The sequence below is a fragment of the Stenotrophobium rhamnosiphilum genome (assembly GCF_003052265.1).
Lineage (GTDB): Bacteria > Pseudomonadota > Gammaproteobacteria > Nevskiales > Nevskiaceae > Stenotrophobium > Stenotrophobium rhamnosiphilum.
The window spans coordinates 177,930-204,850 of record NZ_QANS01000001.1 but is presented as its reverse complement, the minus strand read 5'-3'; the positions used below and the strand labels follow the sequence as shown (position 1 = coordinate 204,850).

Sequence of the window (26,921 nt, the reverse complement as noted above, 5' to 3'; positions counted from 1 at the left end):
TTCGTGCACTGTGAGCAGCGAGGTCAAGAGCAGCGCACGAATTCTGATCACGCCGGGCGAACCGGCGGGTATCGGACCTGATCTTGTCATCACACTCGCACAGACAGCACACCCGCTTGAATTAGTTGCGGTCTGCGATCCTGAACTTCTGCAGCAGCGCGCACAGCAACTGGGTTTGCCCATCAAACTAAAGCTGGTGACGCTGGACTCCGCGCCAACCCCAACACCTGCAGGCACACTCGCAGTGCTGCCCGTAACTCTGTCAGCGCCAGTACACGCAGGCAACTTGGACAAGCGCAACGCGAGCTACGTGCTTGATACGCTGACGATTGCTGCAAAGGCCTGCCAGCAAGGCACAGCACAAGCGCTTGTCACAGGCCCCGTGCAAAAAAGTGTGATCAACGATGCGGGCATCCCGTTCTCTGGGCACACCGAATTTCTGGCTGAGCTTTGCCAAGCGCCGATGCCAGTGATGATGCTCGTTGCCAATAGCAAACACCCGCTGCGCGTCGCACTCGCGACCACTCATCTAGCACTCAAAGATGTCCCTGCTGCGATCACACGCGAAACACTGACGACGGTATTGCGCGTGCTTCAGCAAGATCTGCGCACCAAGTTCGGCATTCAACAGCCACGCATTCTGTGCTGCGGACTCAACCCGCACGCGGGCGAAGGCGGTCATCTCGGCCGCGAAGAAATCGACACCATCATTCCGACACTCGATGCCATGCGCGCTGAAGGCATGAACATCACGGGCCCGCTGCCCGCCGATACCTTGTTCACTGCCAAATATCTCGACCACGCTGACGCAGTGCTGGCGATGTATCACGATCAAGGCTTGCCCACGCTCAAATACGTTGGCTTCGGCGAAGCAGTCAACATCACGCTCGGCCTGCCGATCATCCGCACATCGGTTGATCACGGCACCGCACTCGATCTTGCAGGTACAGGACGCGCTGATGTGGGTAGTCTTCGCGCCGCCGTCGCCCTTGCTGTCACACTATGCTCATGAACGATCAACACGCCGCCAAAAAACGCTTCGGTCAAAACTTTCTGCACGACGCGGGCGTTATCGATCGCATCATTCGCAGCATCAATCCTCTGCCACATGAAGCGATCATTGAGATTGGGCCGGGACTCGGCGCGCTCACCGTGCCGTTGCTACGCAAACTCGGCAAGCTGCGCGTCATTGAATTAGATCGCGATGTGATTCCGCATCTAAAAGCCAACTGCGGTGACGACGTCGACAATCTCGACATCGTGATGGCCGACGCGCTCAAAGTGGACTACAGCACGCTCGCTCCTGCGCAAGGCAAACTACGCCTCGTCGGCAACCTGCCCTACAACATCTCCACGCCGATTCTGTTTCATCTACTGCGCTACGCCGATCACATTTCCGACATGCACTTCATGCTGCAGAAAGAAGTAGTCGATCGCATGGCTGCAGAACCCGGCGACGATGATTACGGTCGCCTTACGGTTGCACTCGCTGCGCGTGCGCATGTGTCGAAACTTTTCACCGTTGGACCTGGCGCGTTCAATCCAGCGCCAAAAGTGGATTCCGCCATCGTGCGCTTGGTGCCGCGTCCACCTGCATTTGAAATTGTCGATCACACATTATTTGATCGCATTGTTGCTGCCGCGTTTTCGCAGCGCCGCAAAACGCTCTCCAACGGATTGAAAACGCTGATGACAGCAGATCAAATCCGCGAAGCAGGTATTGATCCCGGCATTCGCGCAGAGCGTCTCAGCGCCGCTGAGTTCGCCAGTCTCACTGCGGTGGCTGCTCGTAGCTTGACACCCTGACTCATAGGTCAATACTAGGCACACCACCATTCGTGGAGTGCTGAACATGGACAACACCTATAGCCACCTGCTTGCGGCGATAGAACTCAATGACGGCGGCGAACGCGTACTCAAACGCGCACGCGATCTCGCGAAGTTTTTTTCTGCGCGACTCAGCGTCGTTCATGCGGTTGAATATCTGCCGATGGATGCTGGCGAATCGATGATCGCTGCACCAGTGAATCTCACTGAACAAATGCAACAACAAGCGCGCGAACAGTTAAACGAGCTCTGTCAGCGACTTGATCTACCACCGGAAGCTGCAATCGTTGCACCGGGCGGTGTTGTTGCAGAAATTCTACGGCTCAGCGCAGAGCTAAATATCGATCTAATCGTGATTGGTCATCAACAACGCCGCGGACTCGCTGCATTGTTCTCGCATACCGATGAGAGTGTGGTGCACCGTGCACCTTGCGATGTGATGGTGCTGAATATTCCTTCAGCACCGTAGGCACTTCAGAGATTAAGGCGTCACAGGCGGCACTGCCGTTGTCACGATCGTTGGTTGTCCAATAGTGACGGTGTCCATCCACACAGTTGCCGTGCCCAACTGCAATCCCAAGGCAGACAACAAGGGATTGATTGCGCTACTGGCCAAGCCGTTAACCAGATTTAAAAGTGGTTGAACGATGTTGGTCACGGCTGTCAGCAAATTGGTCAGATCAAGACCCTGCGTATTCGGAGCTGGCTTCACTAAACTCAGTGTCACACTGGTTGCGGAGCTGACAGTCTGAGGATTCGGATTGGTCCCGCTTGCCGCAGGTACAGTCGGCGTACCCACCGCACCATTAGCACGATATACCGGGGGGATAGTGCCCTTCTGCGGCGACAGCACCGTAAATTCCTTCACGTCTTTGAGCGTCGTGATGGTAGATGAAACATTGATGTTTCCTGCGAGCGTCAGACTCACCGGCACATCAGTAACAGTATGGCTACCAACGCAAGCGCCCAGCAGAACGAGGCCAGTGCATTTCGGAACATGGATGGTTAACAAGTTCAACGGCGCAGAACCAAGAATCATCGGATTCGCAGCTGTGGCAGTGCCGGTATATGTGCCGACCTGCACATTGGCCAATCCAGTTTTTGCGCTCAAGCCTGCAACAGGTAGCCCCAAAGCGACGCCCGGGCGTGGGCAATCAATTCGATCGAGATACGCAATGGCAGGCGCAATCGTGACATCGACGCCGATATTCGGAAGATTAAGGCTATCAATCGTTGGCAAACCAATGCCCAGACCCAGCAGGCCCAGCAAATTTGTCAAAGTCTTTAAGGCCGCATTGAGTGTGCCTGCAATCAAATTGATGGAATTCGTTAACGTCGTCAACAGAGGGCCGATCTCGACGCGAATCTTGATCGTGATCTGTTCCGTGCTGGCTTGTGTTGCGCCTGGACGGCCCAAGGGACTTAGCTTGGGTGGCTGGATAATATTGGCGAATACCTTCACTGCTGCAATGCCAGCAGCATCTAAATTGACGGGAACTTGTATCGTTGAACCTGCACGCGATGCGATGGCCAGCGCTTGCACCAGATCACCCAGATTGAGCACCGGCACGTCCGCCGCCACTGCACCCAAGGGTGACAAAATACTGCCGAGCTGAATCGGTGCACTGTTGGTGCTTTGTCCCGCAAGATTCAGCAGCGCATCTTTGACTTGATTACTAACCGAGCCACTCAAAGCACCGGCCAGACTATTCAGTGCGCTACTCAATATCGGAGTCTTCGTCGCAATTTTGAGTGGGTCAGAAAGATCTGTGACGCTCAGTCCTATCGCTGTTGCCAGCTGACCTGCGGTGATGTTGGTGTTGACCAAACCCGTGTAGTCCGCAGCGGTCAGTGTCACGTTGCCGCCAAGCAAACCTGACAACAAATTATTGACCATGCCACCACTGAACTTGGCCACGCCACTGCCGACACGAACACTGCCAAGCACGTCCTGCGTTGCTGTTGCAGAGGCTCGCATGGTGCCGCCTGTTCTAAACAGCGGAATGAACTGCTGTGGGAAAGGCACTTGCAAAGTCACGCGCGCGGCATTGGCACTGCTAAAGCTGCTCGTTGCTAATGAGCGTTGCTGAACGCCACTAGCCGTAGTGACGGTTTGAATTCTGCCTGCTTGAGCAATCGTTACTAACCCGTTGGCAGCACCAAAACCGTTGGCAGCCAGGCTGCTGCTAACGCGTGTATTGAGCAAGGTTTGCGTAGGGCTGCCGCTGCTGCATCCACTGACAACGCGCGCTCCATCCAGTGCAGCCAATGTCGCGGCTTTTTGTAATTGACGCTGAGTGGTGTAGACCCTGCCGGTCTCGATGGCGAGCATCGTTCCGATCAGCAAAGCAGTTAATGAAATTGCGACAAAAACTGCTACAGCACCGCGCTGGCGGTGCAGAGATGAAATACCTGGGCGCTTATTGACCGCCACTTCCGCCACTACTACCGCCGACAAAACTTTCGCGATCGAAAGTCTGCGGAATCGGATAATCAAATGTCTTTAGATAACGATCGTAAACTTTGTCAGCGATCTCGCCTGGCATCGGCTGCACAGCAGGATTGCTCGCCGCACCGCTCTTCTGCAGATCAGTCCATGCATGCACTTCATCGCCCAACTTATAGGCGGCTTTATCATCAGCCATAGCTGCGAACGGTATTGTCAGAACTAAAATCATCAAGAGCTTATTCATGGTACTTACCTCTAACGTGGTTTCATCAGGGTTTGCGCTTTACGACGCAAGCCAGCCAGTTCGTCATCACTAACCCCGCTGTTGCGAGCAATCTGCTTGGCGCGGGTTTCGTCTTTGGTGAGAAGCAATAGCGTGATCAAGTTGTTGCGGCTTAACTGGTTGTTTTGATCCAGTTCCACCGCTGTCGCCAGTTCAGGCAAAGCCTCTTTGTAACGTCCTGAAACCATCAAGGCATAGCCTAGATCGTTTCGGAACGTTACTTCAGTGGGTCGCCGTTGAACGGCTAAGCGCAGGTGCTGAACGGCAACCTTGATATCGCGCTTAGCGTACAAGAGACCCAGACCATGCTCAGCATCCGCACGAAAGTCCGTGCTGAGCAGTTCTTTATAAAGTATTTCAGCCTGTACGCTCTGCCCCAGATTGCGGCGCGCTTCAGCCTCTAACAGCTTGAGTTCACGTGTGGCACCCGAGCTGCGCTTCTGATCTTCCACATGCGCCAATGCTGCGTAGTACTGCTGCTTAGCGAGCATGCCGCGAATGAGGTCCGCGTGAACAACACTATCATCACCTCTGCCGCGCTCACGCACACCAGAGTCTGAGGCGCGCGTAAGGCTCGCGCATCCACTAAACGTAAGCATCAGCACGCTGACACATACAACACGCATCAACTGCGTACTTGCAGAAACCCTTAGGGATTTCATTGGCCGTTAACCTGGGCCAATGCCCGAATGATTGAGAGGAATGCCGGGCCAGCAACAAAAATCAGCAAGGCTGGAAAGAAGAAAGCCACCATCACGACCGTCATTCGGCCGGACAAAATATTCACGCGCTCGCGCAAATCCATCGTGCGTCGCTCTTCAAGAATCTTGAGCGTTTCCAGCAAAGGTTCACGCACTTCGCCGCCGTAACGATCGATTTGGCGCAGCACACCGAGCACCGTGCTGAGATCACCGATATCCATCACATCACTAAAGCTTTTAAGGACAGCCTCGGTATCGGCGCCGGCATCGAGCTGTCGCAGCACCACTTCAAATTCACGGCCCAACTCTGGCAGCACGCCACGGCCTTCACGCACTAAGCTCGCAAACGCCTGACGGTTAGACAAGCCGGCTTCAAACAACAGCACCAGCAAATGAATAAACAAAGGCACTTCAGATTTGATGCGTTCGCGACGACTTTCAGCAACGCTTCGCAATATCCAGCGCGGCATCAGGAATGACAGCGACGCTCCGCAAAAAACGAGCAGCACCATGAAGAACGGAGTTTTAAGATGCGCCGGCCCAAACAACCAGAAAATCAGCAAACCAATAATCATTACAACCGGCAAGCCGCCTTGAAAAATGTACCAAAGCATGCGTGCTTGAGCACTGCGCCAGCCGGCCTGCAACATCAGACGTGCGCTTTGATTGTCGCTATCGACCCAGTCTTCAATCGCTTTGCCACGTTTTGCCAATCTTTGTAGCACGGCACGATCACCGCCCGTCGCAAACTCTTCGCGCTCTTGTGCAGTGGGCGCGATGCGCTGTTGCAACTTACTCTTCTCACGCGAACGGAGCGCAAGTATGCCGACGGCAAAAATAGCGCCAATGACGATGAGAACCGTTAGCGCAAGCAAGCTCGCAAGGATTGTCGGACTCATTCTGCGTCCTCCGTAGAACGCATCATTCGCCAGATGACGATGATGCCCGTCAACTGCAACAGCACAGAAACGATTAGCAAAGTACGGCCGCTCGAATCCGCCCACATGTTGACGTAGTAGCCACGGTTAATCAGCATGATGTAGAGCGTCAATGCGACAGGAATTGTTGACAGAATAATTGCTGAAAAGCGCGTCTCTGCTGTCAGCGCTCGCAGTTCGCGTGCTGCGGCATCACGACTACGAATAGCCTGCACGAGGCTACGCAAAATGTTTTTGAGGCTGCCACCGTATTTGCGATTAACCGAAGCGGCCAAGGCCATCACGCGAATATCACGCAACTTGTGAATGCGGCCGGTCTCCATCAGCACGTTTTCAATTGGCGCGCCCAAGCGCACCTGCCGACTGATGCTCAGAAAGAGTGTGCGCAAGGGCTCAGCACTTTCGCGCGCAGCTGAAGCCATCGATTCTTCTAGCGTATTACCCGCAGCGAGTACGCGAATGGTGCTTTCAAGAAAGTCTGGAAGTTGCCCAACGATTTTGCGGCGACGCGCTGCTGCCTGACGTGTCAGCGAGATAAATCCAACAATCAGCACAACGCCAATAATGAATGCGCCTGTAAACGTACCGAAGATCAGCAACACCAAAGGAATTGAAATCCCCAAGCCAATCAAGATTTTTTGAACAGTCTCAATTTCAACTTCTGATCCAGAGCGCCACAAGATGTGGCAAGTCCAGCGCAAGATTGGATTCTTAATCTTGTTGTCATCGGCTTCTGGAGAAGCCAGATCAGCAACCTCATCTCCTCCTAGAGCACGAATCCGCAGTAACGCGTCAGTTTTTTTATCGTCGCCGCTCGACCGCAGCGTGATCACAATTGCCGCGCCAACAAGTAGCAAGGAAACCAGAAATAGCAGCACAGCAAAGATCATGGCTTGTCTCGGCTGTCCACGTGAACACCGGCCTCCATGTCGTAGTGGAATACAGTACGCATCTGCAGTTCATTCCCGGAGAGTCCAAGCACTTCGGTAATCGAGGTCAGTCGACGTTTGCCATCTGCCAGACGGGCCACATGCACCAGCAAATGAATCGCGCTGGCAACTTGACCGCGAAAAGTCACTTCGCTGCCGTTGTAACCCGCGAATCCGGCCAGCAATTCCATACGATGAATAGCGTCACGTGTGCTGTTCGCGTGAATCGTGGTCATTGATCCATCGTGACCAGTGTTCATCGCCTGCAACATATCCAACACTTCATCGCCGCGAACTTCGCCGACAATGATTCGGTCTGGTCGCATACGCAAGGCATTACGTACGAGATCACGTGCGGTGACAGCGCGCTCACCGTCGAGATTCGGCGGGCGCGTTTCCAGACGAACAACGTGTCCGTGTTGTAAGCGCAACTCAGCGGCGTCTTCAACAGTGACGATGCGTTCACCCTGCGGAATCCATTGCGACAATAGATTGAGGAAAGTGGTTTTACCCGAGCCAGTACCGCCCACAACGATCAGATTGGTGCGTTGACGAACGCGATCTTGCAGATAGTTGAGCGCCGCTTCGCTAACGCTGCCACTGCGGATTAGATCTTCCGAGGTCAACGCCTTCTTGCGGAATTTACGAATAGATAAGCAAGGACCGTCCAAGGCAATCGGAGGAATAATTGCGTTTACACGCGATCCATCCGGCAAGCGTGCATCCACCATCGGCGTGGATTCGTCAACGCGTCGGCCAATCGGCGCGAGGATGCGTTGAATCACACGAATGACATGGTTGTCATCGAGAAAACGTACCGGTGCAATGGTGAGCTTGCCGTCACGTTCTACAAACACATTGCTTGGGCCATTCACCACGATGTCATTAATCGTGTCGTCTTCAATCAGCGCTTGGATTGGGCCAAAGCCCATCAATTCATCGCAGGCATCTCGTGCCAGCGCTTCTGATTCGCGTAGATTTACTGGCAGGCGTTGTTCAACAACGTAGCGACGCATTTGCTCAGTGACGAAGCGCTCAAGCTTTGCTTCATCCCATTGATCAATCTCGAGGTTGCGTTCCTCAATCTGTTGAATCAAATGCCGATGAAAACTGCTCTTGAGCTGCTGATACTGATCAGACAGTCGAAAGCGCGTGACCTGTTCAGTATTAGCGCTGTTCATGCTAGCTGAACAACTTTCCGAGCAAGCCAGGACGTGTCGCAACTACAGGCATAGCACCAGACAATAATGTGGCGGCCATGCGACGCATGTCATCGCAATACTGATCTTTCGGCGCCAAAGTGAACATCGGCTCACCGGTGTTCATAGATTGAATGCGCGCGTCACCTTCGCCCGACAAGGTCGCAAGAAGCTTGAGATCCAAAATGTCAGCAAGGCTTTGGGCTTCCAGCCCCATGCGACGACGATAGCCATCGATCACCAGCATGGTTTGATCCAAGGCACAGTTGTCCAAACGCAGCGTACGCAACAGATATTTATTGTGGCGTGACTTGATGATGGACTGATCCGTGAGCAGGAGCGTGCGATCTGCTTGGGCAATGATGCCGGTAATACCTGCGAGTGGCAGCGCACCGTCCATAGCGACGACGATGCAGCCAAACAAGCCGCGCATAACCTGTAAAAGCTTAAGCAGCTCATCAATATTAATTTTCGGATGACCAATCAGGTCCTCCGGCAGGGTCAGCACATAAATCCCGCTCACATGCTTAGGAAACGCAGTATCAACCAAGGTTTGATCTGCACGATAAACATCGCTGATCGCATCAAGGACGCTGTAGCTGAGATTCAGATTAAGAAAAATCCCTGCTGCACCAACCGGCCCCGCAATATCCAACAGCAATACGCGCTCATTCTTTGACATCTGGCTGGCACAGCTTAGGGCCAAATGTTCGGCAGTGAATGCAATACGTTCAGTGGCGTTGCTTGACACAACAGCGAATAACTTGCCGTGCGCCTTAGGCAAAGTTGACTGCGTTTGCGTGGAACGGCGCAGTAATTTTCCGAGCAAGGCAGCAACGTTGGTATCGTCACGACGCAGCACAAAGAAATCACGCGCGCCTGCACGTATCGCGGCAAGCATTACTTCTGCATTGCTATCTGCCGCCAATGCCGCCAAGGGAATGTCAGGCATACGATCGAGAAACTTCTCAACCATGCCGCTGCGCTCAGCAACATTTGCACTCTCAAATTGAAAGAACACGATGTCGACACGGCCCAGCATTTTGACGCGCTCAATCAAATCATCGGCATCCAGCGGATGCACGGCTGTGAAATCGATACCGTCGGCAACGTTTTGCAGCCAGTTCAAATAAACCGGATCATCAGCAACGACTACAGCCTGTGGTCTCATGGAACTGTTCTTATTGTTAGTTTTATTTGCTGAAGCCGGTGTCGTAATCGCCGCGCTCCAAGAACATCGTCTGAGCAAAGTTAGGATTGTAATTGTCGTACTTGGCGCCAGGCAGCGGCGGCAACTTAGCTTCACGTGCCAAAGGTCGCACCAGATGCGGAGTAACGATCATCACCAGTTCTTTGTCTTCACGATTGATTGAGGTCGAACGGAAGAATGCACCCAGTACCGGAATGTCGCCCAGCCATGGCACCTTGTTAACGCTGTTAACCAGATTGCGTGAGACCAATCCTGAAATGACGAAGGTCTCGCCATCGCCGAGTTCAATCGAAGTATCCGTGCGACGCACGATCAGTGATGGAACCGCAACGCCGCCAATCTGAATGCCTGCCGAAAAATCGAGGTCGCTGACTTCCGGTGCCACTTTCAGCGCGATGCGATCACGTGAAAGAACTGTTGGCGTCAGACTCAAACGAACACCAAATTCTTTATAGGTCACAGTAATGCCTCCAGAGGCGGAGCCGCCTTGCGCCACTGGAACAGGAAACTCGCCGCCAGCCAGATAGGTTGCGGTTTGGCCGCTCATCGCAACCAGACTTGGCTCAGCTAGCGTATGTGCCAAACCTTTCTGCTCCAGCACACTCAGTACGCCCAACAAACCTTGGCCACTATTTGTAAACAGAATATTGAACGCGTTCTGCACCGGCAAAATGCTCGTGCCCTGTTGGCCCGTAAAACTGCTCACACCATTCTGTGCACCAGGCGGCGAGGCACCGATCGTAAATTGGTTGTTGGCTTTGAAGAAGTTCAAGCCGTAGGACTGCAAAGTGCGGCGGCTGACTTCTGCAATCTTGACGTCCGTCATTACCTGCGTTTCAAGCGCAACGCTGCTGCGATCAGCAACCTTGCCATCTTTGGTGCCCTGCTGTGCCGACGTTTTTGCGCGACGGTGTGCCAGCAAATTCGGCAAGCTGCCTTCCAACTGCAAGCCTGGATCAATGATTGCGCCTTGCAGTTCAGGATCTTGTGGACGTGAAGCACGTGCCGGATCCTGAACCGCACCAACACGAATCCGATATTCAGTTGGCGTGCCAGTCTTGCTCGGCCACACAAACAAACTGGTGATACCGATTGTCTTGCCGCTAACTAAAAGCTCACGGCGGTTGATCACGTTGATGTCCGCAATATTCGGATCACCCACCGCAACTCGCGCAACACCTGCTGCTGAGCGCACCAATTTATGTGTGCCCTGCTCAACCTGAATCAGGTCAGGTGTGGCTTTGGCTGCCGATGCTGCAAAAGCCGATAGTGACAATGCAAAAGTCAGCGCAGCAAAACGAGAGATGTTTTTGGTATTCATGGCGCGCCTTAAAGATTGGTGCCGACGTTTTCAGCTTTAGAGCCACGAATCACTTCGATTGATGGGTTCGCATTCCTTGCTTTAGGTGATGGACGCACTCGCGACAACTCACCCGCTGTAACTGCTTTGTCCGGCACTTTGCTTGCATCGCGCGCCGCAATTGCCTTGGCCGAGAGTGGCAAACCGTTTTCGCCAGTTGGCTCTGTCTTGGCGACATCTGGATTTTGACTGTGCAGGGCCAGACGAATTTCGCCCAAGCTGATGCCGAGCATTACTTTGGTGGTATCGGCGTCTGGTATTGCTAAAACGGCTGTACGCTGGCGATGTTGGGGTTCACCGCTCTTGTCATCCTTGATGCCTTCAGGTCGATCGATGATGCGTTCTTCATAAGCCAACACACGAACATCTTTGAGCAGAACGCGAGACTGCGCTTGATCTACTGCTACCGAGCCCGGAGTGCTAGCAACACCGGAGCGCAGATAAAGGAGTACATCAACAATATCGCCCGGACGCACGAAATTGCCGACGGCGACAATATCCGTTACTTCAATCGAAATGGCCTGGAAGCCCGGTGGAATAACCTTGGCCAGCACATTACCCTCTTTGAAGTAGCGCGCAGTAACTGGGGCGCCAGCATCAATATCGACCAACGGCACATGCTTGACCACGTCATCGAGACTGGTGAAATACTGTGGTGGAACCACCGAAACTGGCACCAAGCCAACAGAATCACGATCAATCGGCTGATAAGCCGGCAGCGGCTTTAGCGCTACGACCGCAAGTGTCTGTGGAGTAGCCTGCTTCTTGGCGTCTTCCGTAGCCTTCTGAGCTTCTTCAGCGTAGCTATGAAAAACGCGATAGCTCACGACCGCGAGAATCAGTGCTAACAGCACCAATACAACGGTAACTATTTTAAGAGTGGTGCTGCTCATCTTGCGTCCCTCGAAATCTTTTACATTTTCTATAGATTAACCGCGTTGACGCCGCAGCCATAGCTCGCTAAATCAAATACGTACAGTCGCTCGAGAAGCCAATTGAGTCGGCGTCGGCGGAACCTGTCCACTTCCAAAGGATAGTACTGGAAACAGCGAGGTCGGCGTGTTCATGCTGAAGCGCACTGTCACCACCACCGCATCACTGCCATCCGTTGGGCATGTTGTGCCTGCGGTCAGTGAACAGAATGTGACGGTGGTAGAAACTCGTGCCAGCTGACCTGCGCCGAGCCAAGATAGTGATTGCGTCACCGTGTTTTGCGCCAGCGTCGTCATTTGCGTGCGCTGGGCGGAGGCTGTTTGATTGGGCGAAACCGAAACCGCAGACGCTGCTGCTTGCTGCGCAACGAAGGTAATCGATTCCTGGAGAACAAAAATATAGGCGTAGACCACCAGCCCATAGATGAGGAACAACAAGATGGGGAACACAAAAGCGAACTCAACAACGGCCGCGCCTGCTTGCTTGCAGCGGCGCAACACGTTTGAGCCTTTTGCTTCCATGCGGTTCATCAAAAAAAACTCCACAACAAAGATTCTGCGAATAGTTGAACGATGAAGCCTACAGCCAATGCCGGTGCAGCTGCGATCCTTCGCTTCCCTGATTCCGGCACATGTCGATGAACCAGCCATACTGCTGCTGAAAGTGCGCCGAGAATTATGGCAAACACCAACAGCATTTTAAGCGTCGCCAGAGGTCCGAGTAACAAACCCATGCAGGCGGCAAACTTCACATCACCGGCGCCCATCTTGCCGATGGCATAGCCCGGCAACAAGATTCCACCGCCAATGAAAAAGCCCATCAGACTCGGCAGTATCGCCACACCCAATAGGCCTTTACCGTTTACCACCAGCGCCAAGAGCGCTGGAACCAGCAACAACACTAGCGCTACATTTGGAACCCGATGACTGCGCCAATCTTTCCAGGCAATAGCGACGGCCCAAATTGCCAGGCCGCCGCTAATCACCAGGTCATGCACGTGCTGCAGGATTACGTGCCGAGTGCAGTCGTAACCGCGGTGCTTACACGCGAGAACAAGCCTCTCAGACCTGCAGCATCAGTTGCACCACCGATTGCAGTCAGAATCGCAACCAGACCAACGGCGATCAGGCCGATAATCAAGCCGTACTCAACAGCCGTGGCGCCTTCTTCATCACGAATAAACTTCATTACTTTCTGTAGCATTTTCCTTCTCCTGATGGTTTGAAATCCGGCCACTTCGGCCTGGAGTTAATATCCGCCTAGATCGATGTATCGTCAAAGCTACTGAAACGGTAATAGATACCGCTTATCGGCCCTATATATGCTGAACTACCGTTCACCCCTCAACTATGACCACTGACGTCCGATAACTATGACCACTTACGCTATCGGCGACTTGCAAGGCTGCTTCGCACCGCTGCAAAGACTGCTACTAAAAATTGATTTTTCGCCGCATCGTGATCGATTGGTTTTTGCCGGAGATTTGGTCAATCGCGGGCCGCAATCACTCGAGGTTCTGCGCTACGTCAAATCACTAGGACATGCTGCCACAACAGTGCTCGGCAATCACGATCTACATTTGATCGCAGCCGCACGCAGCGGCCACGTTGGGCGCAATGATACGTTTGACGACATCCTTCGTGCATCAGATTGCGACGAATTACTCGACTGGCTGTTGGCGCAACCGCTGGTCTACGAAGACACCGACAGCGGCGCGTTGATACTTCACGCTGGCGTGCCACCGCAGTGGGATCGCGCGCAAACTTTGTCACTCGCGCAAGAAGTCAGCAGCACTTTGACTGGCCCTAAAAGCGATAAATTTCTGGCTCAGATGTACGGCAACGACCCCGATATTTGGGATGAAAAACTGCGCGGCATCGAGCGGCTGCGCTTCGTCGTTAATTGCCTTACTCGTCTACGTTATTGCGAAGCGGATGGCCGTACCCATCTAAAACCTTCCGGCACACCTGGCACGCAGGCTCAAGGGCTCATGCCTTGGTTTGAAGTGCCGGGACGCAAAACGGCCCAAGACACGATCATCTTTGGGCATTGGTCGACGCTAGGCAAAGTGCACTGGCCGCAGGCGCAGGTGTATGGATTGGACACTGGATGCCTCTGGGGTGGCTGTCTGACCGCACTCAACCTCACGACCATGCAGACCATCAACGTGGACTGTGAGCAGTTTCAGAAGCCACACGCGAAGGATTGAGCCATGGGGTGCGCTATGCGCATCTGGGTGAGCCTGTGCGCAGGCTGGTGCGTGTGCACAGCGCACCCTACGCCACCAAAACAAAACCCCGCTTTCGCGGGGTTTGTTTTTACAGAACCGTACTGATTAGTGGCGTGGCTTAAAGACTGGCTTCTCGCCAGGCGCCAACTGCTTAACCTTGAGCAAGAACGAGGCAATGGCCGGCAGCACCAAGATGGCGCCGAACATGTTCGCGGTGAACATGAACACCAGCAGTGCGCCCATATCGCGCTGGAACTGCAGGCCCGAGAAGAGCCACGTCGCAACACCGAGACCGAGGGTGATGCCGGTGAAGATCACCGCCTTACCCGTCATCTTCAGCGTCTTGTAGTAGGCCTCTTTCATCGAGAAGCCGCCGTTCACAGCGTCAGCCATGGTGGCGTAGATATAGATACCGTAATCCACACCGATACCCACCGCGAGCGCGACCACCGGCAACGTTGCCACCTTCATGCCGATACCAAGCACGGCCATGACTGCATAGGCAGACCATGACACCAGCGCCAAGGGCAGCATGATGCTGAGAATACTCTGCCACTCGAAGAACGAGAGGTAAACGCAAATGACGATCGCGATGTAGACGTAAAGCAGTGTCAGCTTCTCGAGGCGATGCACTTCCTCGTTGGTTGCCGCCATAACACCGACGTTAGCCGTTGCCATAGCGAAGTTGACCGGGCACTCCTTCACGAACGTTGCGAGCTTGGCAGCACCGTCATCAACATTTTTCTGCAGACCAGCAATGCGGGCATCTTTAGCGATGTCTTCATCACTCGCATCAGGATGACGCTTCTTGTACTTATCAACGGCCTCAGCCAGATCCGCACGCGTGCCACCAATGTTGCGACGTGCCGTCAGTTTGTCAGCACAGTACTTAGCGTCGACGTCTTTATTGTCTGCATAGAATTCAGCGCCATTCGTCGTATTGAACTTGTTGACGCCTTCAACCATGCGTTCGATGGTCGCAGCTCTGTGATCCTTGGTGAACACGAACACAGCCATGGCCGAGCAGTTCGGGCTCAACAAACCAGAAGACGTCGGAATCGGTGTGATCGACTGCACCATCGCGTATTTGTTACGCGGCAGCACCTTGAACTTGGGGCTCGCTTCGGAGAACGCAGAGTTCACCTGACGACCTGCCCAAGGCAGCGAAATGGTCGACTGCACACCAGCCGTGTTTTGCATGTGCCAGCCAAAACGGTCGATCTGTTCCATCACCGTGTACTTGGTACAAGCATCCGCATCGGTTTCAGCCACAACCTTGAAGATGTCGACGCCGATGGCGAAGTTGTTGGTGACTTCACGGAAGTCTTTATTGAAACGCGAGTCCGGCAACAGTTCTGGCACACCGGCCTGGCTATCACCCACCTGTAATTCTTTACCCTTCCACAAGCTCCAACCCAAGATGAACGAGCAGATCACGATTGTGATTACCGCAGGCTTGAAGTTGACCATGTTGGAAAGCACATGCCATACCGGATCGAAGATGCTGTCGCGCTTCTCTTGCTTGGCGGCAAAAACTTTTGGATCACCGATATCAACCCAAGTCAGCATGATCGGCATCATGATCTTGTTGGTCACGATGATCGCGGCCATACCGAGCGTCGCGTTGATCGACATTTCACGAATGATGTCGATTGGGATCAGGTAGATCGTGGCAAAGCCAACGACGTCCGTCATGATCGCCATCGTTCCGTAAATAGCCAAACGGCGCCAGGTTTGCAGCGATGCGTCGAAGCTGTTGCGGCCGTTTTCAGCAATTTCGCCGACCCAGGCGTTGACGTACTGCACGCCGTGAGACACCGATACCGCGAGAATCAAGAACGGCACCAGAATCGCAAACGGATCGAGACCGAAGCCGAGCAGGCGCAGCAAACCAAATTCCCAAACCACGGCTACCAGTGAGCAGATCAGCGGTAACACTGCGAGCTTAAAGTTACCGATGTAAAGCCACAGCAAGATCATGGTCATGATCAAGGTGATCAGGAAGAACACCACCACTTGCAGCGTTGCATCAATAACGTCGCCAACAACCTTGGCAAAGCCGAGGATATGGATTTCAACGTCTGGGTTGTACTGCGGATTTGCTTCGGTCGAAACGGTGACCAAGTTACCCTTGATCGGCACGATTTCTTTTTTGTCTTCGCCTTCAACCTGCTTGAGCGCGTTGAACGTGGTGAAACGCTGCTTCCAGCCGAGATCGGTGAAGCCTTCGTCAACCGCTTCGCCCGCTTTGAACTTGTATTTGCCGTCTTCCGACGTGTAGTCAGCTTTGAGCTTGTACGTATATTTGATCTTGCTGGTGAAGCGGCCGCGGATGCGGTCTTCCAGCATGTGAGCAACGTTGCCGTAATCGAGTTTCTCGCCGGTGACTGGATCAACTTCCAGCAACTCCGAGAAGATCATGGCGCCGCGCTGATCTTTAGTGGTGTAACGGCCGACGTGGCCACCTTTGTTCACGTGATCGCGAACAATGTCGAACATTTCTTGCGTAGGAGCGTATTCGGCAGGGATAACGTTGCCGCCCTTAAAGCCGCCTTCCACCACTTCGATGTAACGCACGTCTGGCGTAAACAGCGAAGACACACGCGAACGATCAATACCAGGCAGGAAGAACACTTCATCCGTGGCCTGCTTGAGTTCGGTGAGATATTTCTCGTTATAGATGTTGCCGTCTTTCTGGATCAACGCCACCAACACGGTGTTGGCGCCGCCGAAGTCGGCCATGTACTGCTTCAACACCTTCATGTACGGATGTTCCAGCGGAATCGATTTATCGAAACCAGCATCCGTACGGATCAACAGCATATGTACAAACAGGAATGCGGTGATGACCAACAGAATGGACATCGTCAGCCAGCGCTTTGCGTAGATCAGCGGCTCAATGGCTCGCAGCATCTTCGTCGTGCGGCTCATGTGCGCAGCGTCGTTGTTTTCACTCATTTTTAAACTCCCCTTCTTATTCGCGCTGTTTTCTTACTGAGCCTGCAGGCTCGCGAGCGTCTGAATGCCTTCGTCGCCAGCGACGAGGACGCCTTCCTTGAATGGGATCACGCCACTCAGGGTGCTGGTCACAACGTCGGTGATACGACGACCGCTGGCCGTCACTTCGTCCTTGCGGATCTTCACAGAACGAGCATCTTTGGTTGCTGCATCAACAACCAAAATCGTGCCGGACAGACCAACCAGAATCAGCTTGCCGTCAGCGGTAGTCGTGCCACCAAAGAAAGTGTCGACTGTTTTGGTATCAATCTTGGTCCAACTGCCGGAACGCACATCGTTATTGATGAAAACGTTGCCGCGCAGACCGTATACAAGTGCACCTTTCTCACCGACCGGCAGAGCGCCGAACAGCGAAGCTTCGTAAGGTGAATTCACTTTTTCCCAAGTGTTGCCGTTGTCGGCTGAAACACCAATGGTGCCCTGCTCGCCTGCAACCAGCAGATTGCCGTTGCCAAGCTTGATGATGTCATTGAGGTGAAGCTCGTCGGCGCGGATTGCTGGAGCGTCGAGATCGGTCCAGGTCTTGCCGCCGTCGCTGGTTTTGCTGGCCATGCCGTAAGCGCCAATGGCGAAACCGGTGTTAGCGTCAAGGAAGCGCACGCTCAGGTACGGCTTTTCAAGTTCTGCGTTGAAGTTCTGCAGTTCCCAACTCTTGCCACCGTCAGCGGTGTGCAGGATGGTGGCATCGTGGCCAACCGCCCAGCCGTTTTTGTCATCGACAAAAGTCACGGCGGTCAACGGCGAACGCACAGGCGTCGGCACCTGAGCCCAGTTACGGCCATTGTTAGAAACCAGAATCTGGCCTCGGTCACCCACAGCGACCAAATGCTTGCCGGTATTCACCAAGCCCAACATTGGGCTGCGTGAAGCGAGCGGCATGATCTCGGAAGGACGCGGCTTGGCCGCGACTACCGGAGCTTCGGCTTCAGCTGCAGCCGTCTCTTCTGCAGGGGCAGCGGCATCGTCAGCAGGTGCAGCAGCAGCTTCGTCAGCAACCGGGGCATCTGCAGCGGGCGCGGCAGCGTCCTCAGCCAATACCCAACCTGCGGTTGCCAACATTGCAGCGGCAGCGCCAGCTACAAGCAATTTCTTTTTATGTTTCATGGTCATCTTCTGACTCCCCCAGAAAAGTACGCCCCGGTCTTTACCGTGGCACTGATTTTTAAACTAATTTAAAGCTTACAAATTTTCGCTCAAAGACGCGGGGTACTGCTCGCGTGTGGGCAGGTTTTCATCATAGCCTGCCCTAATGTAATGCGCATACCCTATCTGCTTGCCTATACAAGTACCCTACCTGCGGTCATTCTGCCGTCATTTTCGTGAGGCACGTCGAGCGCGGGCGGGCTCAAAATCACGCACTTCAAAGCTCTGACCGGTCGTTTCGACCTCTTCATTATTCAGGCCACGCACCAGATATCGGCCATTGAACAAATCGTAGATCGTTTCCATCACCGGCATTTGATACGCCTTGTCATAGGCCACGATGCTGTGCCCTTCCTGCACACGCCAGAGTTGGTCTTGCGCGTCATAGACATCGACCAACACGATCTGCCAGCTATCTTCATCCAGATAAAACGTGCGCCGTTTGTAAAGATGGCTCACGCCGCCTTTCTTAACACGCGCATCCACGACCCAAACGCGACGCAGTTCATATCTAGTCAAATCTTGATTGACGTGATTCTTGCGAATGATGTCCGGGTATTTGTACTGGTCGCTGTGCACTTTGTACGAGTTGACTGGCACATAGATTTCGCGCTTGTTTTCAAGCTTCCAGTCATAACGATCCAGAGGGCCATTAAACATATCGCTCTGATCGATAGTCGAAAGACCATCAACAGCAGTGCCGAAATTGTCATACGTGACGAGCGAACTGCGGCGCATCACGGTGCGAATTTGGGTCGGGCCGTATTCCCAAGCTTTACGTAATTCCTTGGCGCCATCCATGGTTTCGTGAATCAACAACAGCGTACCCGCAAGCGCTTTGGGCTCCGTGACGAGCTGCGTGGAATAGAAAAGAATATTGTCCAGCGCATCAGGTTTAATGCCCTGCTGGCCGTAATTGAAAAGCGTGTCCACTCGCATCTTCACGGCGTTATATTCGCCAGCGGATGACACGGTGAACTGATTGTCCCAACGCCGCGTCGATAGATCGCGATAGCGCAGGCGATGATTCCAAATCGCTTCTTGTCCATTCTCCGGAATCGGAAATGGAATGCCGGTGATTGCACCGCTGAGCGTTTCGCCTTTATTTGTCAGCTCTGCGCTCAAAGCATTGTTGCGTGTGGCTTCATAAACCGCTGGCGGATTCGCAAAGCTGCGTCGCGACGGATAGACATTGATCTTGTATGTGTCGGGATATTTTGCGAACAACGCGATTTGCCCAGCCGTTAGGCGAGCGCGGTATTCAGCCAAGTTCGCCGCAGTGATGGTGAACAGCGGTTTATCTTCTGGATATGGATCAACATACCGCGCACCAGCGCCCGCGAAATTTGCTGGCACAGCAGTCTGGCCACCCGTCCATGGTGGAATGCTGCCGTTTTCATTTGCTGAAGCCTGAGCACCGGTGGGAGTCAGATCAACGCCAAGGCGCACTGCTTTTTCCGGTGTGGTTTTGGCGACGGCTGTCAGCGCGAAGCATGCGGCTACGACACCAACCATCCATCGACCATTACATTTCAGATTCATCGATGGACCATCCTCGACAGATTAAGGGGGAACGACTTGTATCAGAGGGCGATACTGGGCTGCAACACTCGCTAGTCTTGAAGCCAGATTAAGCTCGCCAAGCGTCCCGTCACACTTTGGCGACGGTAAGAATAAAAACTTTGCGCGTCGCTGAACGTGCACAAGCCGCCACCGTAAACGCGAGTGAGGCTGTGGCTTTGTAAACGCTGCCGCGCCAGCAAATAAAGATCAGCAAAATATTTGCCCGGCGCACCTGCAACAAAAGCCTGCGCCGCTACCGCGTCATGCGCGATAAACGCGTCACGCACTTCACTTCCAACTTCGAAGGCTTGAGGACCTATCGACGGACCAAGCCAAGCTTGGACGCGTGACGCCGGGAGATTCATCGCTTGCACAGTGTTTTCGAGCACACCTGTCAGCAGACCGCGCCAACCCGCATGTGCAGCAGCAACAACGCTACCACTGTCATCGCAAAACAATACGGGCAAACAATCTGCTGTGAGAATGGCGCAAACCACGCCCGCGCTCGCACTACATGAGGCGTCGGCCTCCAAAGTGTCCGGCAAAGCAGGCAGCTGCGCGACCTGCGTGCCGTGAACCTGTTTTAACCACACAGGCTCACTCGGCAGCGCTAAAGCCGAACGCAACAGCGCACGGTTTTGCATGACGTTGGCAAGATCATCGCCCACGTGGACGCCAAGATTCAGCGCGTCGTAAGGCTGCGGGCTAACGCCACCCGCGCGCAGCGTCACGGCCGATCGCACCCGAGCGGGCACCGGCCAATCTGGCCGCAGAAACGATAGCGGCACGCCCGCAGCACTCATCAAATCATTCCCACTCTGAACATTGGGCGCGCCTAGTTGTTATATTTTATAAATTAAATATATTTAAACTTATATATTAAAACGACTCAGCGTTTAGGCGAAGCAGCAGCATCCCGCGCGGTGTGCTTGCGCAGCGCGACGAGCAAGTCCTGAATATCTTTCGGCGGCTCAGCCAGCCAGCCCATGGTTTTGCCGCTGATGGGGTGGTCCAGCTCCAGTTCACGCGCATGCAGCGCCTGACGCGGGAAGCTTTTCAACACATCGCGCAGTTCTGGGTCCATGCCGCGACCACGAATCACATCGCCGCCGTACATCGAGTCGCCGATGATGGGATGGCGGATATGCGACATGTGCACGCGAATCTGGTGCGTGCGGCCGGTTTCGAGTTTGACGCGCAGATGCGTGTGCGAGCTGTAGCGCTCTTGCACGCGATAGTGCGACAACGCTTCACGCCCACCTCGGGGAACCACCGCCATGCGAACGCGGTCACGCGGATGGCGGCCAATCGGCGCATCCACACTGCCGCCGGAAACCATATCGCCATGCACCACAGCGTCGTATTCGCGACGGAAAGCGTGCTCGGAAATCGCCGCAGACAAGCGTGTCTGCGCCGTCAGCGTCAGTGCGATCACCAGCAAGCCAGAGGTGTCTTTGTCGAGGCGGTGCACCAAACCTGCGCGTGGCACAACGTTGGTCTGTGGAAAACGATGCAGCAGCGCGTTTTGCAGCGTGCCCGAGGAAATGCCCGCGCCCGGATGCACAGTCAGACCTGCTGGTTTATTGATCACTGCAATCGCTTTGTCGTGATAAACCACGTCCAGCGCGATTTTCTCGGGATGAACCGTCAGATCAGCCTCCGGCACTGCCTCCAGCTCCAAGGTATCGCCAGCAAGAACCACGGTCCTTGGCTTATCGATCACGATGCCATTGACTCTGACACGGCCATCGCCGATCCAAGTCTGTAAACGCGCCCGTGACCAGTCGTTGAACAGCTTGGCGCAGACCACATCCAGACGCTGTTCCGTCAACTCGTGCGGAACCTCTGCGCTATGGTGGAGGTCTTCTTCTTCACTCGTTGTGTCGGTCTTTGTTGCTTTAGCCATCAGCTATACTCGCGCCTCATAAAATCGTTTCGAAAACATGAAATCATCCAACCTGTTCCGCGCGGCATTCACCGCGTTGGCTCTCGCTGCCGCAGCGTGCTCATCGACGCCCGCCAAGGACTCACCGGACAAGGAAAAGTCCGCTAAGGATAAGCCCTTAACCCCGGCAAATCCTTTCCGGCCTGACAGCGTCAGCGACCTGTCCGCCAAAGAGCGCAAGCTCGACGCGGACGGATTGTATAGGCAAGCGCGCCTCGCACTCGATGCTTCTGACTTCGCCACCGCAATTAGTCGTTACGATCAGATCGCCGCGCGCTTCCCTTTTACCGAGTACGCGACACAGGCCGACCTCGAGCGCGTGTATGCGCTTTACCGCAGCTATCAGCCTGATGAATCGCTGAGCGCAGCAGACAAATTCCTTAAAGAACATCCGCGCCACCCAGCTGCGGACTACATTCAGTACATCAAAGGTCTGGTCAACACGACGCGTGACGAAGGTTTGTCCGGCACGTTTGGCCTTGATAGCACCAAAGAAGACGTTAGCTACCTGCGTCGCTCTTTCGACGATTTCTCGCTGCTCGCGCAAAAATATCCGACCAGCCCCTACGCCGGTGACGCACGCCAGCACATGATCGATCTGCGCAATCGCATTGCTCAGCACGATCTGCATGTTGTGCATTTCTACGTAAAACGCGGCGCATTCATTGCCGCCGCCAAGCGCGCAGAACAGATCTTGGTGCAGTACCCCGGCGCGCCAGCCACCATCGGCGCCATGGAAGTGCTCGAACAGTCCTATCGCAAGATGGGCCAGAACGAGCAGGCGGATACCGTGCACAAACTGCTCGTAGCGCAGCTTGGTACGTCAACACCGCAGACGGATTACCCCGTCGCACCTAAAAAGCCAGGCCTGATTGAAAGAACCACCAAGGCATTCTCAATCAAACCCGTTGCAGGGCCAGAAAAAGAACTGCCCGAACCAGCGTCCAAAGCGAAGCCGAAGGCCGTTCCGATCATCGAGCAAATGGATCCGCCGCCGCCGAAGCCTATGCCCACGATCAAGGTGGTTCCCGTTGAAGACAAGGCCAGCTCGGAAACTAGCGCTAAGCCTGAAGCCAAGAAGCCAAAGACTGCGATGGAGTGGCTCCAGCAATTGTTTACACCTGGCAACGAAGAGCTTGAAGGCGCGACAGTGGTTATTCCGACGCAGCCCAGCGCAAAGGCAACGCCTGCCGCTGCTGGTGCAAGTGATCAGACCCCATCGTCAGATGGCGCCATTCGCGGCAGCGGCTTCTCGATCACAATGGAGCCCTATGACGATGGCGAGAGCAAGAAGCCAGCCGAGAAAGCTGCGGATGTTCCTGCTGACAGCAAACCAAACACCACGCCTTAACGGCGTGGCAGTTTAAATATCGCCGTAAACCGCCGTTAGCGGATATCGGCGTTCACGCCCGAACGCGCAGCCGGTGACCTTAGGGCCCGGTGCTGCTTGGCGGCGTTTATATTCTGAGCGACGCACGAGTCCTGCAACGCGTCGCACATCAGCTTCAGCAAATCCTTTCTTGATGATTTCTGGAATCGACAACTGCGCTTCAACATAAGCCTGCAGAATCGGATCCAACAATTCGTACGGCGGCAATGAATCCGAATCTTTTTGATCCGGACGCAACTCTGCCGACGGTGGGCGCGTGATCACACGTTCCGGAATCACTTCAGAAACCGTATTGCGATAACGGCACAAGCGATAAACCAAAGTCTTGTACACATCTTTGATCGGCGCATAACCGCCGCACATATCGCCATAGAGCGTGGCATAGCCCACTGCCATTTCGCTCTTATTGCCGGTTGGCAACACGACATGTCCAAACTTGTTCGACAGCGCCATCAGCAGCATGCCGCGGCTGCGTGACTGCAAATTTTCTTCGGTGAGATCAACAGCGCGTCCGATGAATTCACCAGCCAACATCTGCGTAAACGTTTCGAATGCGGGCTCAATCGGCAACATCGAATACTTGATGCCCATGAGTTCCGCTTGAATGCGCGCATCGTCGTTCGACATATCCAGCGTATAGCGCGAAGGCATCGACACGCCCCAAACGCGATCAGCGCCAAGTGCATCCACTGCAATCGCCGCGACCAGTGCGGAGTCGATACCGCCCGACATACCAATCAGCGCACCGGGGAATCCATTGCGATTCACGTAATCGCGCACGCCTTGCACCAGCGCTCGGTACGTTACCGCCTCTTCACTTTGCTCTTTGCGCAACTCACCGGTGAATTGCCCAGCTTGCAAAGTGATCGGGAACACACCTTCTTCAAACTCTGCTGCAGAAAATGCGACAGAACCATCTGCATTCACAGCACAAGAGTCGCCATCAAAAACGATATCGTCTTGGCCACCAACGCAGTTGACGTAAATCACTGGCAAACGATTTTCCGCAACGCGCAGATCCAGCGCGCGACGACGCTCAGCAGATTTGCCGATGTTGAATGGCGAAGCGTTGATATTGAGGATCACCTCGGCGCCAGCAGCTCGTGCTTGCGCAGCTGGTTCTGGAAACCAGATGTCTTCGCAGATCGTCAGGCCAATCTTGTGGCCTTCGACTTCAAACACGCAGGCATCGTGCCCGCGCTTGAAATGACGGCGTTCATCGAACACGCCGTAATTGGGTAATTGTTGTTTGCGATATCGCGTGATGATGTGGCCATCGCGAATCACATAAGCCGCGTTATAAATTTGACCGTGCTCGTACTCGGGCAAACCGAATACCAGCGTGATGCCCTTCACTTCATCCAACAAACGACTAACGCCCTGTTCAATCAGGCGCGGCACAGCGCTGCGGAGCAGCAGATCGTCTGGGGGATAACCAATGAGTGAGAGTTCAGGACAAGCAACGAGGTCGGCACCAAGCTCATCGCGAGCTTTGCGTGCCGCCTCGATTATCTTGCGAACATTACCTTCGACGTCGCCAACCCAGAGATTAAGCTGGGCGGCGGCGACCGTAAGAGACTGCTGCATCAACAGTGCTTTTACTTGCTGAGCAGCGCAAGCATCGCAGCGCCCAGATCAGCAGGCGAACGAACCGTTGTCACGCCAGCCGCTTCAAGCGCTGCAAACTTTTCGTCTGCCGTGCCCTTGCCGCCAGCAATGATGGCGCCTGCATGGCCCATGCGCTTGCCGGGAGGCGCGGTAACGCCAGCGATGTAAGCAACAACAGGCTTCTTCACATGCTTCTTGATGTACTCAGCAGCTTCTTCTTCGGAAGAGCCGCCGATTTCGCCAACCATGATGATGCCGTCGGTCTGTGGATCAGCTTCGAACATCTTGATGACGTCGATGAAGCCCATGCCGCGAACCGGGTCGCCGCCGATGCCGACGCAGGTGCTCTGGCCGAGGCCGTTCTGCGTGGTCTGGTGAACAGTTTCATACGTGAGCGTGCCTGAGCGCGACACCACGCCAATACGACCTGGCTTGTGGATGTGGCCCGGCATGATGCCGATTTTGCATTCGCCCGGGGTGATGATGCCTGGGCAGTTAGGACCGATCAGCACGCAGTCTTTTTCTGCGAGCGTAGCTTTCACTTTGACCATGTCATTCACCGGAATACCTTCGGTGATGCAGACGATGATCTTGATGCCAGCATCAGCCGCTTCAAGAATCGCGTCGGCTGCGTAAGGCGCAGGTACGTAGATCATCGAAGCATCAGCGCCGGTTGCCTTCACTGCATCGTGGCAGGTGTGGAACACAGGCAGACCGAGATGCGTAGAACCGCCGCGGCCTGGGGTAACGCCGCCAACGAGCTTGGTGCCGTACGCAATCGCTTGTTCAGAGTGGAACGTGCCCTGTTTGCCGGTGAAGCCTTGGCAAATAACTTTGGTGTTTTTGTTGATCAGAATCGACATGACTTACTTTCCTTGGGCTGCTGCAACGACGGTCTTAGCCGCCTCGGTGAGATCGGAAACGGGCGTGATTTTGAGGCCGCTCTTTTCGAGCAGTTCACGGCCCTTCTCCATGTTCGTGCCTTGCAGGCGCGCCACAACTGGAATTTTCAGATCGGTCTGTTTGCAAGCCTGAATGATGCCTTCGGCAATCAAGTCGCAACGGACGATACCGCCGAAGATGTTGATGAAGATCGCCTTCACTTCCGGCGATTTGGTGATGAGCTTGAACGCTTCCGTCACCTTCTCAGCCGTGGTGCCGCCACCAACGTCGAGGAAGTTGGCTGGCTGGCCACCGTGCAATTTGACGATATCCATCGTTGCCATGGCCAGACCTGCGCCGTTGACCATACAACCGATATTGCCTTCGAGGGTGACGTAGTTGAGATCGAACTTGCTGGCTTCGCGCTCGCGCTCGTCTTCCTGTGAAGGATCGCGCATGTTGGCGATCTCTTTCTGACGGAACAGTGCGTTGTCATCAAAGTTGAGCTTGGCGTCGAGGGCAAACACATTGCCTTCTTTGGTCACGATCAACGGATTGATTTCGACGAGGCTGCAGTCGAGATCGGTGATCATCTTCGACAGGCCGAGCATGATCTTGGTGAACTGGTCGACTTGTTCTTTGGTCAGGTCCATGAAGAAGCCGAGTTCGCGCGCCTGATAAGGCTGCAGACCGGCTGCTGGGTGCACTGACACATGCTTAATTTTTTCTGGCGTGTTGTGCGCCACTTCTTCGATGTCCATACCGCCAGCAGCGGAGGCCATAAACACCACGCGCTCCAGCGTGCGGTCAACAACGGCGGAGACATACAGCTCGCGCGCAATCGCTGAGGGCTTTTCAACCCAAACGCTGTTCACGGGCAGGCCGTGTGCGTCGGTCTGGATGGTGACCAGCTTCTTGCCGAGCATTGCCTTGGCAGCTTCTTCGACAGCGTCAAAACCTTCCACCAACTTCACGCCGCCAACCTTACCGCGGCCGCCAGCATGCACCTGCGCCTTGACTACGAATTTCTCGCCGCCAACCTGTTTAGCAGCAGCGCGAGCCTGTTCTGGGCTGGCTGCAAGTGCGCCTACTGGCACTGGAATGCCATAGCGCGTGAAGATTTCTTTGGCTTGATACTCGTGTAGATTCATTCGGACTTCCTGATTCGGTCTTTTGCGAGGGGGTGGATTCTCCTCCAAGGTACAAGGGATAAGCAAAATCATCCCCACCCGCAAGGAGTAGCTCAATTAAATTGGGTCGTTACTTTTTATTAGTTACAGAAGTATTAGTATATAAAAAATAACAACTGAGAC

Annotated in this window: 25 protein-coding genes; 5 read left to right on the top strand and 20 right to left on the bottom strand. The window is 54.3% G+C overall.

The window, feature by feature from the left end:
* The first annotated feature begins 10 nt into the window (after nt 1-10).
* Genes pdxA through CJD38_RS00985 form a run of 3 tightly spaced genes read left to right on the top strand, consistent with a single transcriptional unit; the run spans nt 11 to nt 2,296 of the window.
* Nucleotides 11-1,012, top strand: a complete 1,002-nt coding sequence (gene pdxA / locus CJD38_RS00995; protein WP_107938440.1) for a 4-hydroxythreonine-4-phosphate dehydrogenase PdxA — start codon at nt 11-13, stop codon at nt 1,010-1,012.
* Entirely contained in the window at nt 1,009-1,806 is a 798-nt protein-coding gene (rsmA, locus tag CJD38_RS00990; RefSeq protein WP_107938979.1) for a 16S rRNA (adenine(1518)-N(6)/adenine(1519)-N(6))-dimethyltransferase RsmA, read from the top strand. Before pdxA ends, rsmA begins: the two co-directional genes overlap by 4 nt.
* Nucleotides 1,807-1,852: 46 nt before the next feature.
* Nucleotides 1,853-2,296: a universal stress protein gene (locus CJD38_RS00985; RefSeq protein ID WP_107938439.1), complete on the top strand. Its 444-nt coding sequence runs from the start codon at nt 1,853-1,855 to the stop codon at nt 2,294-2,296.
* Nucleotides 2,297-2,308: 12 nt separating this feature from the next.
* Here the strand turns inward: CJD38_RS00985 and CJD38_RS00980 are convergent, their stop codons facing one another.
* The 12 genes from CJD38_RS00980 to CJD38_RS18745 form a co-directional block, all read right to left on the bottom strand.
* Nucleotides 2,309-4,261 (bottom strand): pilus assembly protein TadG-related protein, encoded by a 1,953-nt coding sequence (locus CJD38_RS00980; RefSeq protein ID WP_161554121.1) that lies wholly within the window; start codon nt 4,259-4,261, stop codon nt 2,309-2,311.
* Nucleotides 4,248-4,472, bottom strand: a complete 225-nt coding sequence (locus CJD38_RS00975; RefSeq protein WP_161554120.1) for a DUF3613 domain-containing protein — start codon at nt 4,470-4,472, stop codon at nt 4,248-4,250. Before CJD38_RS00975 ends, CJD38_RS00980 begins: the two co-directional genes overlap by 14 nt.
* Nucleotides 4,473-4,531: 59 nt before the next feature.
* On the bottom strand, nt 4,532-5,221 hold the full coding sequence (locus CJD38_RS00970) for a hypothetical protein (RefSeq protein ID WP_146165889.1): 690 nt from the start codon (nt 5,219-5,221) through the stop codon (nt 4,532-4,534).
* A complete protein-coding gene (locus CJD38_RS00965; protein ID WP_107938435.1) occupies nt 5,218-6,159 on the bottom strand; it encodes a type II secretion system F family protein in 942 nt (313 codons plus the stop codon). Before CJD38_RS00965 ends, CJD38_RS00970 begins: the two co-directional genes overlap by 4 nt.
* A complete protein-coding gene (locus CJD38_RS00960; RefSeq protein WP_107938434.1) occupies nt 6,156-7,088 on the bottom strand; it encodes a type II secretion system F family protein in 933 nt (310 codons plus the stop codon). Before CJD38_RS00960 ends, CJD38_RS00965 begins: the two co-directional genes overlap by 4 nt.
* Nucleotides 7,085-8,308 (bottom strand): TadA family conjugal transfer-associated ATPase, encoded by a 1,224-nt coding sequence (locus tag CJD38_RS00955; RefSeq protein WP_107938433.1) that lies wholly within the window; start codon nt 8,306-8,308, stop codon nt 7,085-7,087. The genes CJD38_RS00960 and CJD38_RS00955 overlap by 4 nt, the downstream gene beginning before the upstream one ends.
* Nucleotide 8,309: 1 nt before the next feature.
* Complete coding sequence (locus CJD38_RS00950) at nt 8,310-9,497, bottom strand: CpaE/TadZ family protein (RefSeq protein ID WP_107938432.1); 1,188 nt, start codon at nt 9,495-9,497, stop codon at nt 8,310-8,312.
* Between the two features lie 22 nt (nt 9,498-9,519).
* The gene (locus CJD38_RS00945) at nt 9,520-10,857 is read right to left on the bottom strand and encodes a type II and III secretion system protein family protein (protein ID WP_107938431.1); all 1,338 of its coding nucleotides are present in this window, start codon (nt 10,855-10,857) and stop codon (nt 9,520-9,522) included.
* Between the two features lie 8 nt (nt 10,858-10,865).
* The gene (cpaB, locus tag CJD38_RS00940; RefSeq protein ID WP_107938430.1) at nt 10,866-11,789 is read right to left on the bottom strand and encodes a Flp pilus assembly protein CpaB; all 924 of its coding nucleotides are present in this window, start codon (nt 11,787-11,789) and stop codon (nt 10,866-10,868) included.
* A 72-nt stretch (nt 11,790-11,861) separates the two neighbouring features.
* Complete coding sequence (locus CJD38_RS00935; RefSeq protein WP_161554119.1) at nt 11,862-12,359, bottom strand: TadE family protein; 498 nt, start codon at nt 12,357-12,359, stop codon at nt 11,862-11,864.
* The gene (locus CJD38_RS00930) at nt 12,359-12,826 is read right to left on the bottom strand and encodes a prepilin peptidase (protein WP_206362836.1); all 468 of its coding nucleotides are present in this window, start codon (nt 12,824-12,826) and stop codon (nt 12,359-12,361) included. The genes CJD38_RS00935 and CJD38_RS00930 overlap by 1 nt, the downstream gene beginning before the upstream one ends.
* Nucleotides 12,827-12,837: 11 nt before the next feature.
* The gene (locus CJD38_RS18745; protein WP_107938427.1) at nt 12,838-13,032 is read right to left on the bottom strand and encodes a Flp family type IVb pilin; all 195 of its coding nucleotides are present in this window, start codon (nt 13,030-13,032) and stop codon (nt 12,838-12,840) included.
* Between the two features lie 169 nt (nt 13,033-13,201).
* Between CJD38_RS18745 and CJD38_RS00920 the strand changes: the two genes are divergently transcribed.
* Nucleotides 13,202-14,038, top strand: a complete 837-nt coding sequence (locus CJD38_RS00920; protein ID WP_107938426.1) for a symmetrical bis(5'-nucleosyl)-tetraphosphatase — start codon at nt 13,202-13,204, stop codon at nt 14,036-14,038.
* Between the two features lie 126 nt (nt 14,039-14,164).
* On the opposite strand, the gene CJD38_RS00915 is transcribed toward CJD38_RS00920, so the two are convergent.
* From CJD38_RS00915 to rluD, 5 genes are all read right to left on the bottom strand, one after another.
* The gene (locus CJD38_RS00915; protein ID WP_107938425.1) at nt 14,165-17,017 is read right to left on the bottom strand and encodes an efflux RND transporter permease subunit; all 2,853 of its coding nucleotides are present in this window, start codon (nt 17,015-17,017) and stop codon (nt 14,165-14,167) included.
* Between the two features lie 33 nt (nt 17,018-17,050).
* The gene (locus CJD38_RS00910) at nt 17,051-18,181 is read right to left on the bottom strand and encodes a YCF48-related protein (RefSeq protein ID WP_161554117.1); all 1,131 of its coding nucleotides are present in this window, start codon (nt 18,179-18,181) and stop codon (nt 17,051-17,053) included.
* 207 nt (nt 18,182-18,388) lie between these two features.
* Nucleotides 18,389-19,762, bottom strand: a complete 1,374-nt coding sequence (locus tag CJD38_RS00905; RefSeq protein WP_206362835.1) for a DUF1329 domain-containing protein — start codon at nt 19,760-19,762, stop codon at nt 18,389-18,391.
* Nucleotides 19,763-19,833: 71 nt separating this feature from the next.
* On the bottom strand, nt 19,834-20,586 hold the full coding sequence (gene pgeF / locus CJD38_RS00900) for a peptidoglycan editing factor PgeF (RefSeq protein ID WP_107938423.1): 753 nt from the start codon (nt 20,584-20,586) through the stop codon (nt 19,834-19,836).
* A gap of 86 nt (nt 20,587-20,672) precedes the next feature.
* Entirely contained in the window at nt 20,673-21,689 is a 1,017-nt protein-coding gene (rluD, locus tag CJD38_RS00895; protein ID WP_107938422.1) for a 23S rRNA pseudouridine(1911/1915/1917) synthase RluD, read from the bottom strand.
* 37 nt (nt 21,690-21,726) lie between these two features.
* Here rluD and CJD38_RS00890 point away from each other — a divergent pair, with 37 nt between their 5' ends.
* Nucleotides 21,727-23,079: an outer membrane protein assembly factor BamD gene (locus tag CJD38_RS00890; protein WP_107938421.1), complete on the top strand. Its 1,353-nt coding sequence runs from the start codon at nt 21,727-21,729 to the stop codon at nt 23,077-23,079.
* 12 nt (nt 23,080-23,091) lie between these two features.
* On the opposite strand, the gene CJD38_RS00885 is transcribed toward CJD38_RS00890, so the two are convergent.
* The 3 genes from CJD38_RS00885 to sucC are packed head-to-tail and all read right to left on the bottom strand — an operon-like array spanning nt 23,092 to nt 26,759.
* Nucleotides 23,092-24,705 carry an NAD+ synthase gene (locus CJD38_RS00885; RefSeq protein WP_107938420.1) on the bottom strand — a complete coding sequence of 538 codons (1,614 nt, stop codon included), beginning with the start codon at nt 24,703-24,705 and terminating at the stop codon, nt 23,092-23,094.
* 11 nt (nt 24,706-24,716) lie between these two features.
* Nucleotides 24,717-25,589: a succinate--CoA ligase subunit alpha gene (gene sucD, locus CJD38_RS00880; protein ID WP_107938419.1), complete on the bottom strand. Its 873-nt coding sequence runs from the start codon at nt 25,587-25,589 to the stop codon at nt 24,717-24,719.
* A gap of 3 nt (nt 25,590-25,592) precedes the next feature.
* The gene (sucC, locus tag CJD38_RS00875) at nt 25,593-26,759 is read right to left on the bottom strand and encodes an ADP-forming succinate--CoA ligase subunit beta (RefSeq protein WP_107938418.1); all 1,167 of its coding nucleotides are present in this window, start codon (nt 26,757-26,759) and stop codon (nt 25,593-25,595) included.
* Nucleotides 26,760-26,921: the final 162 nt, after the last annotated feature.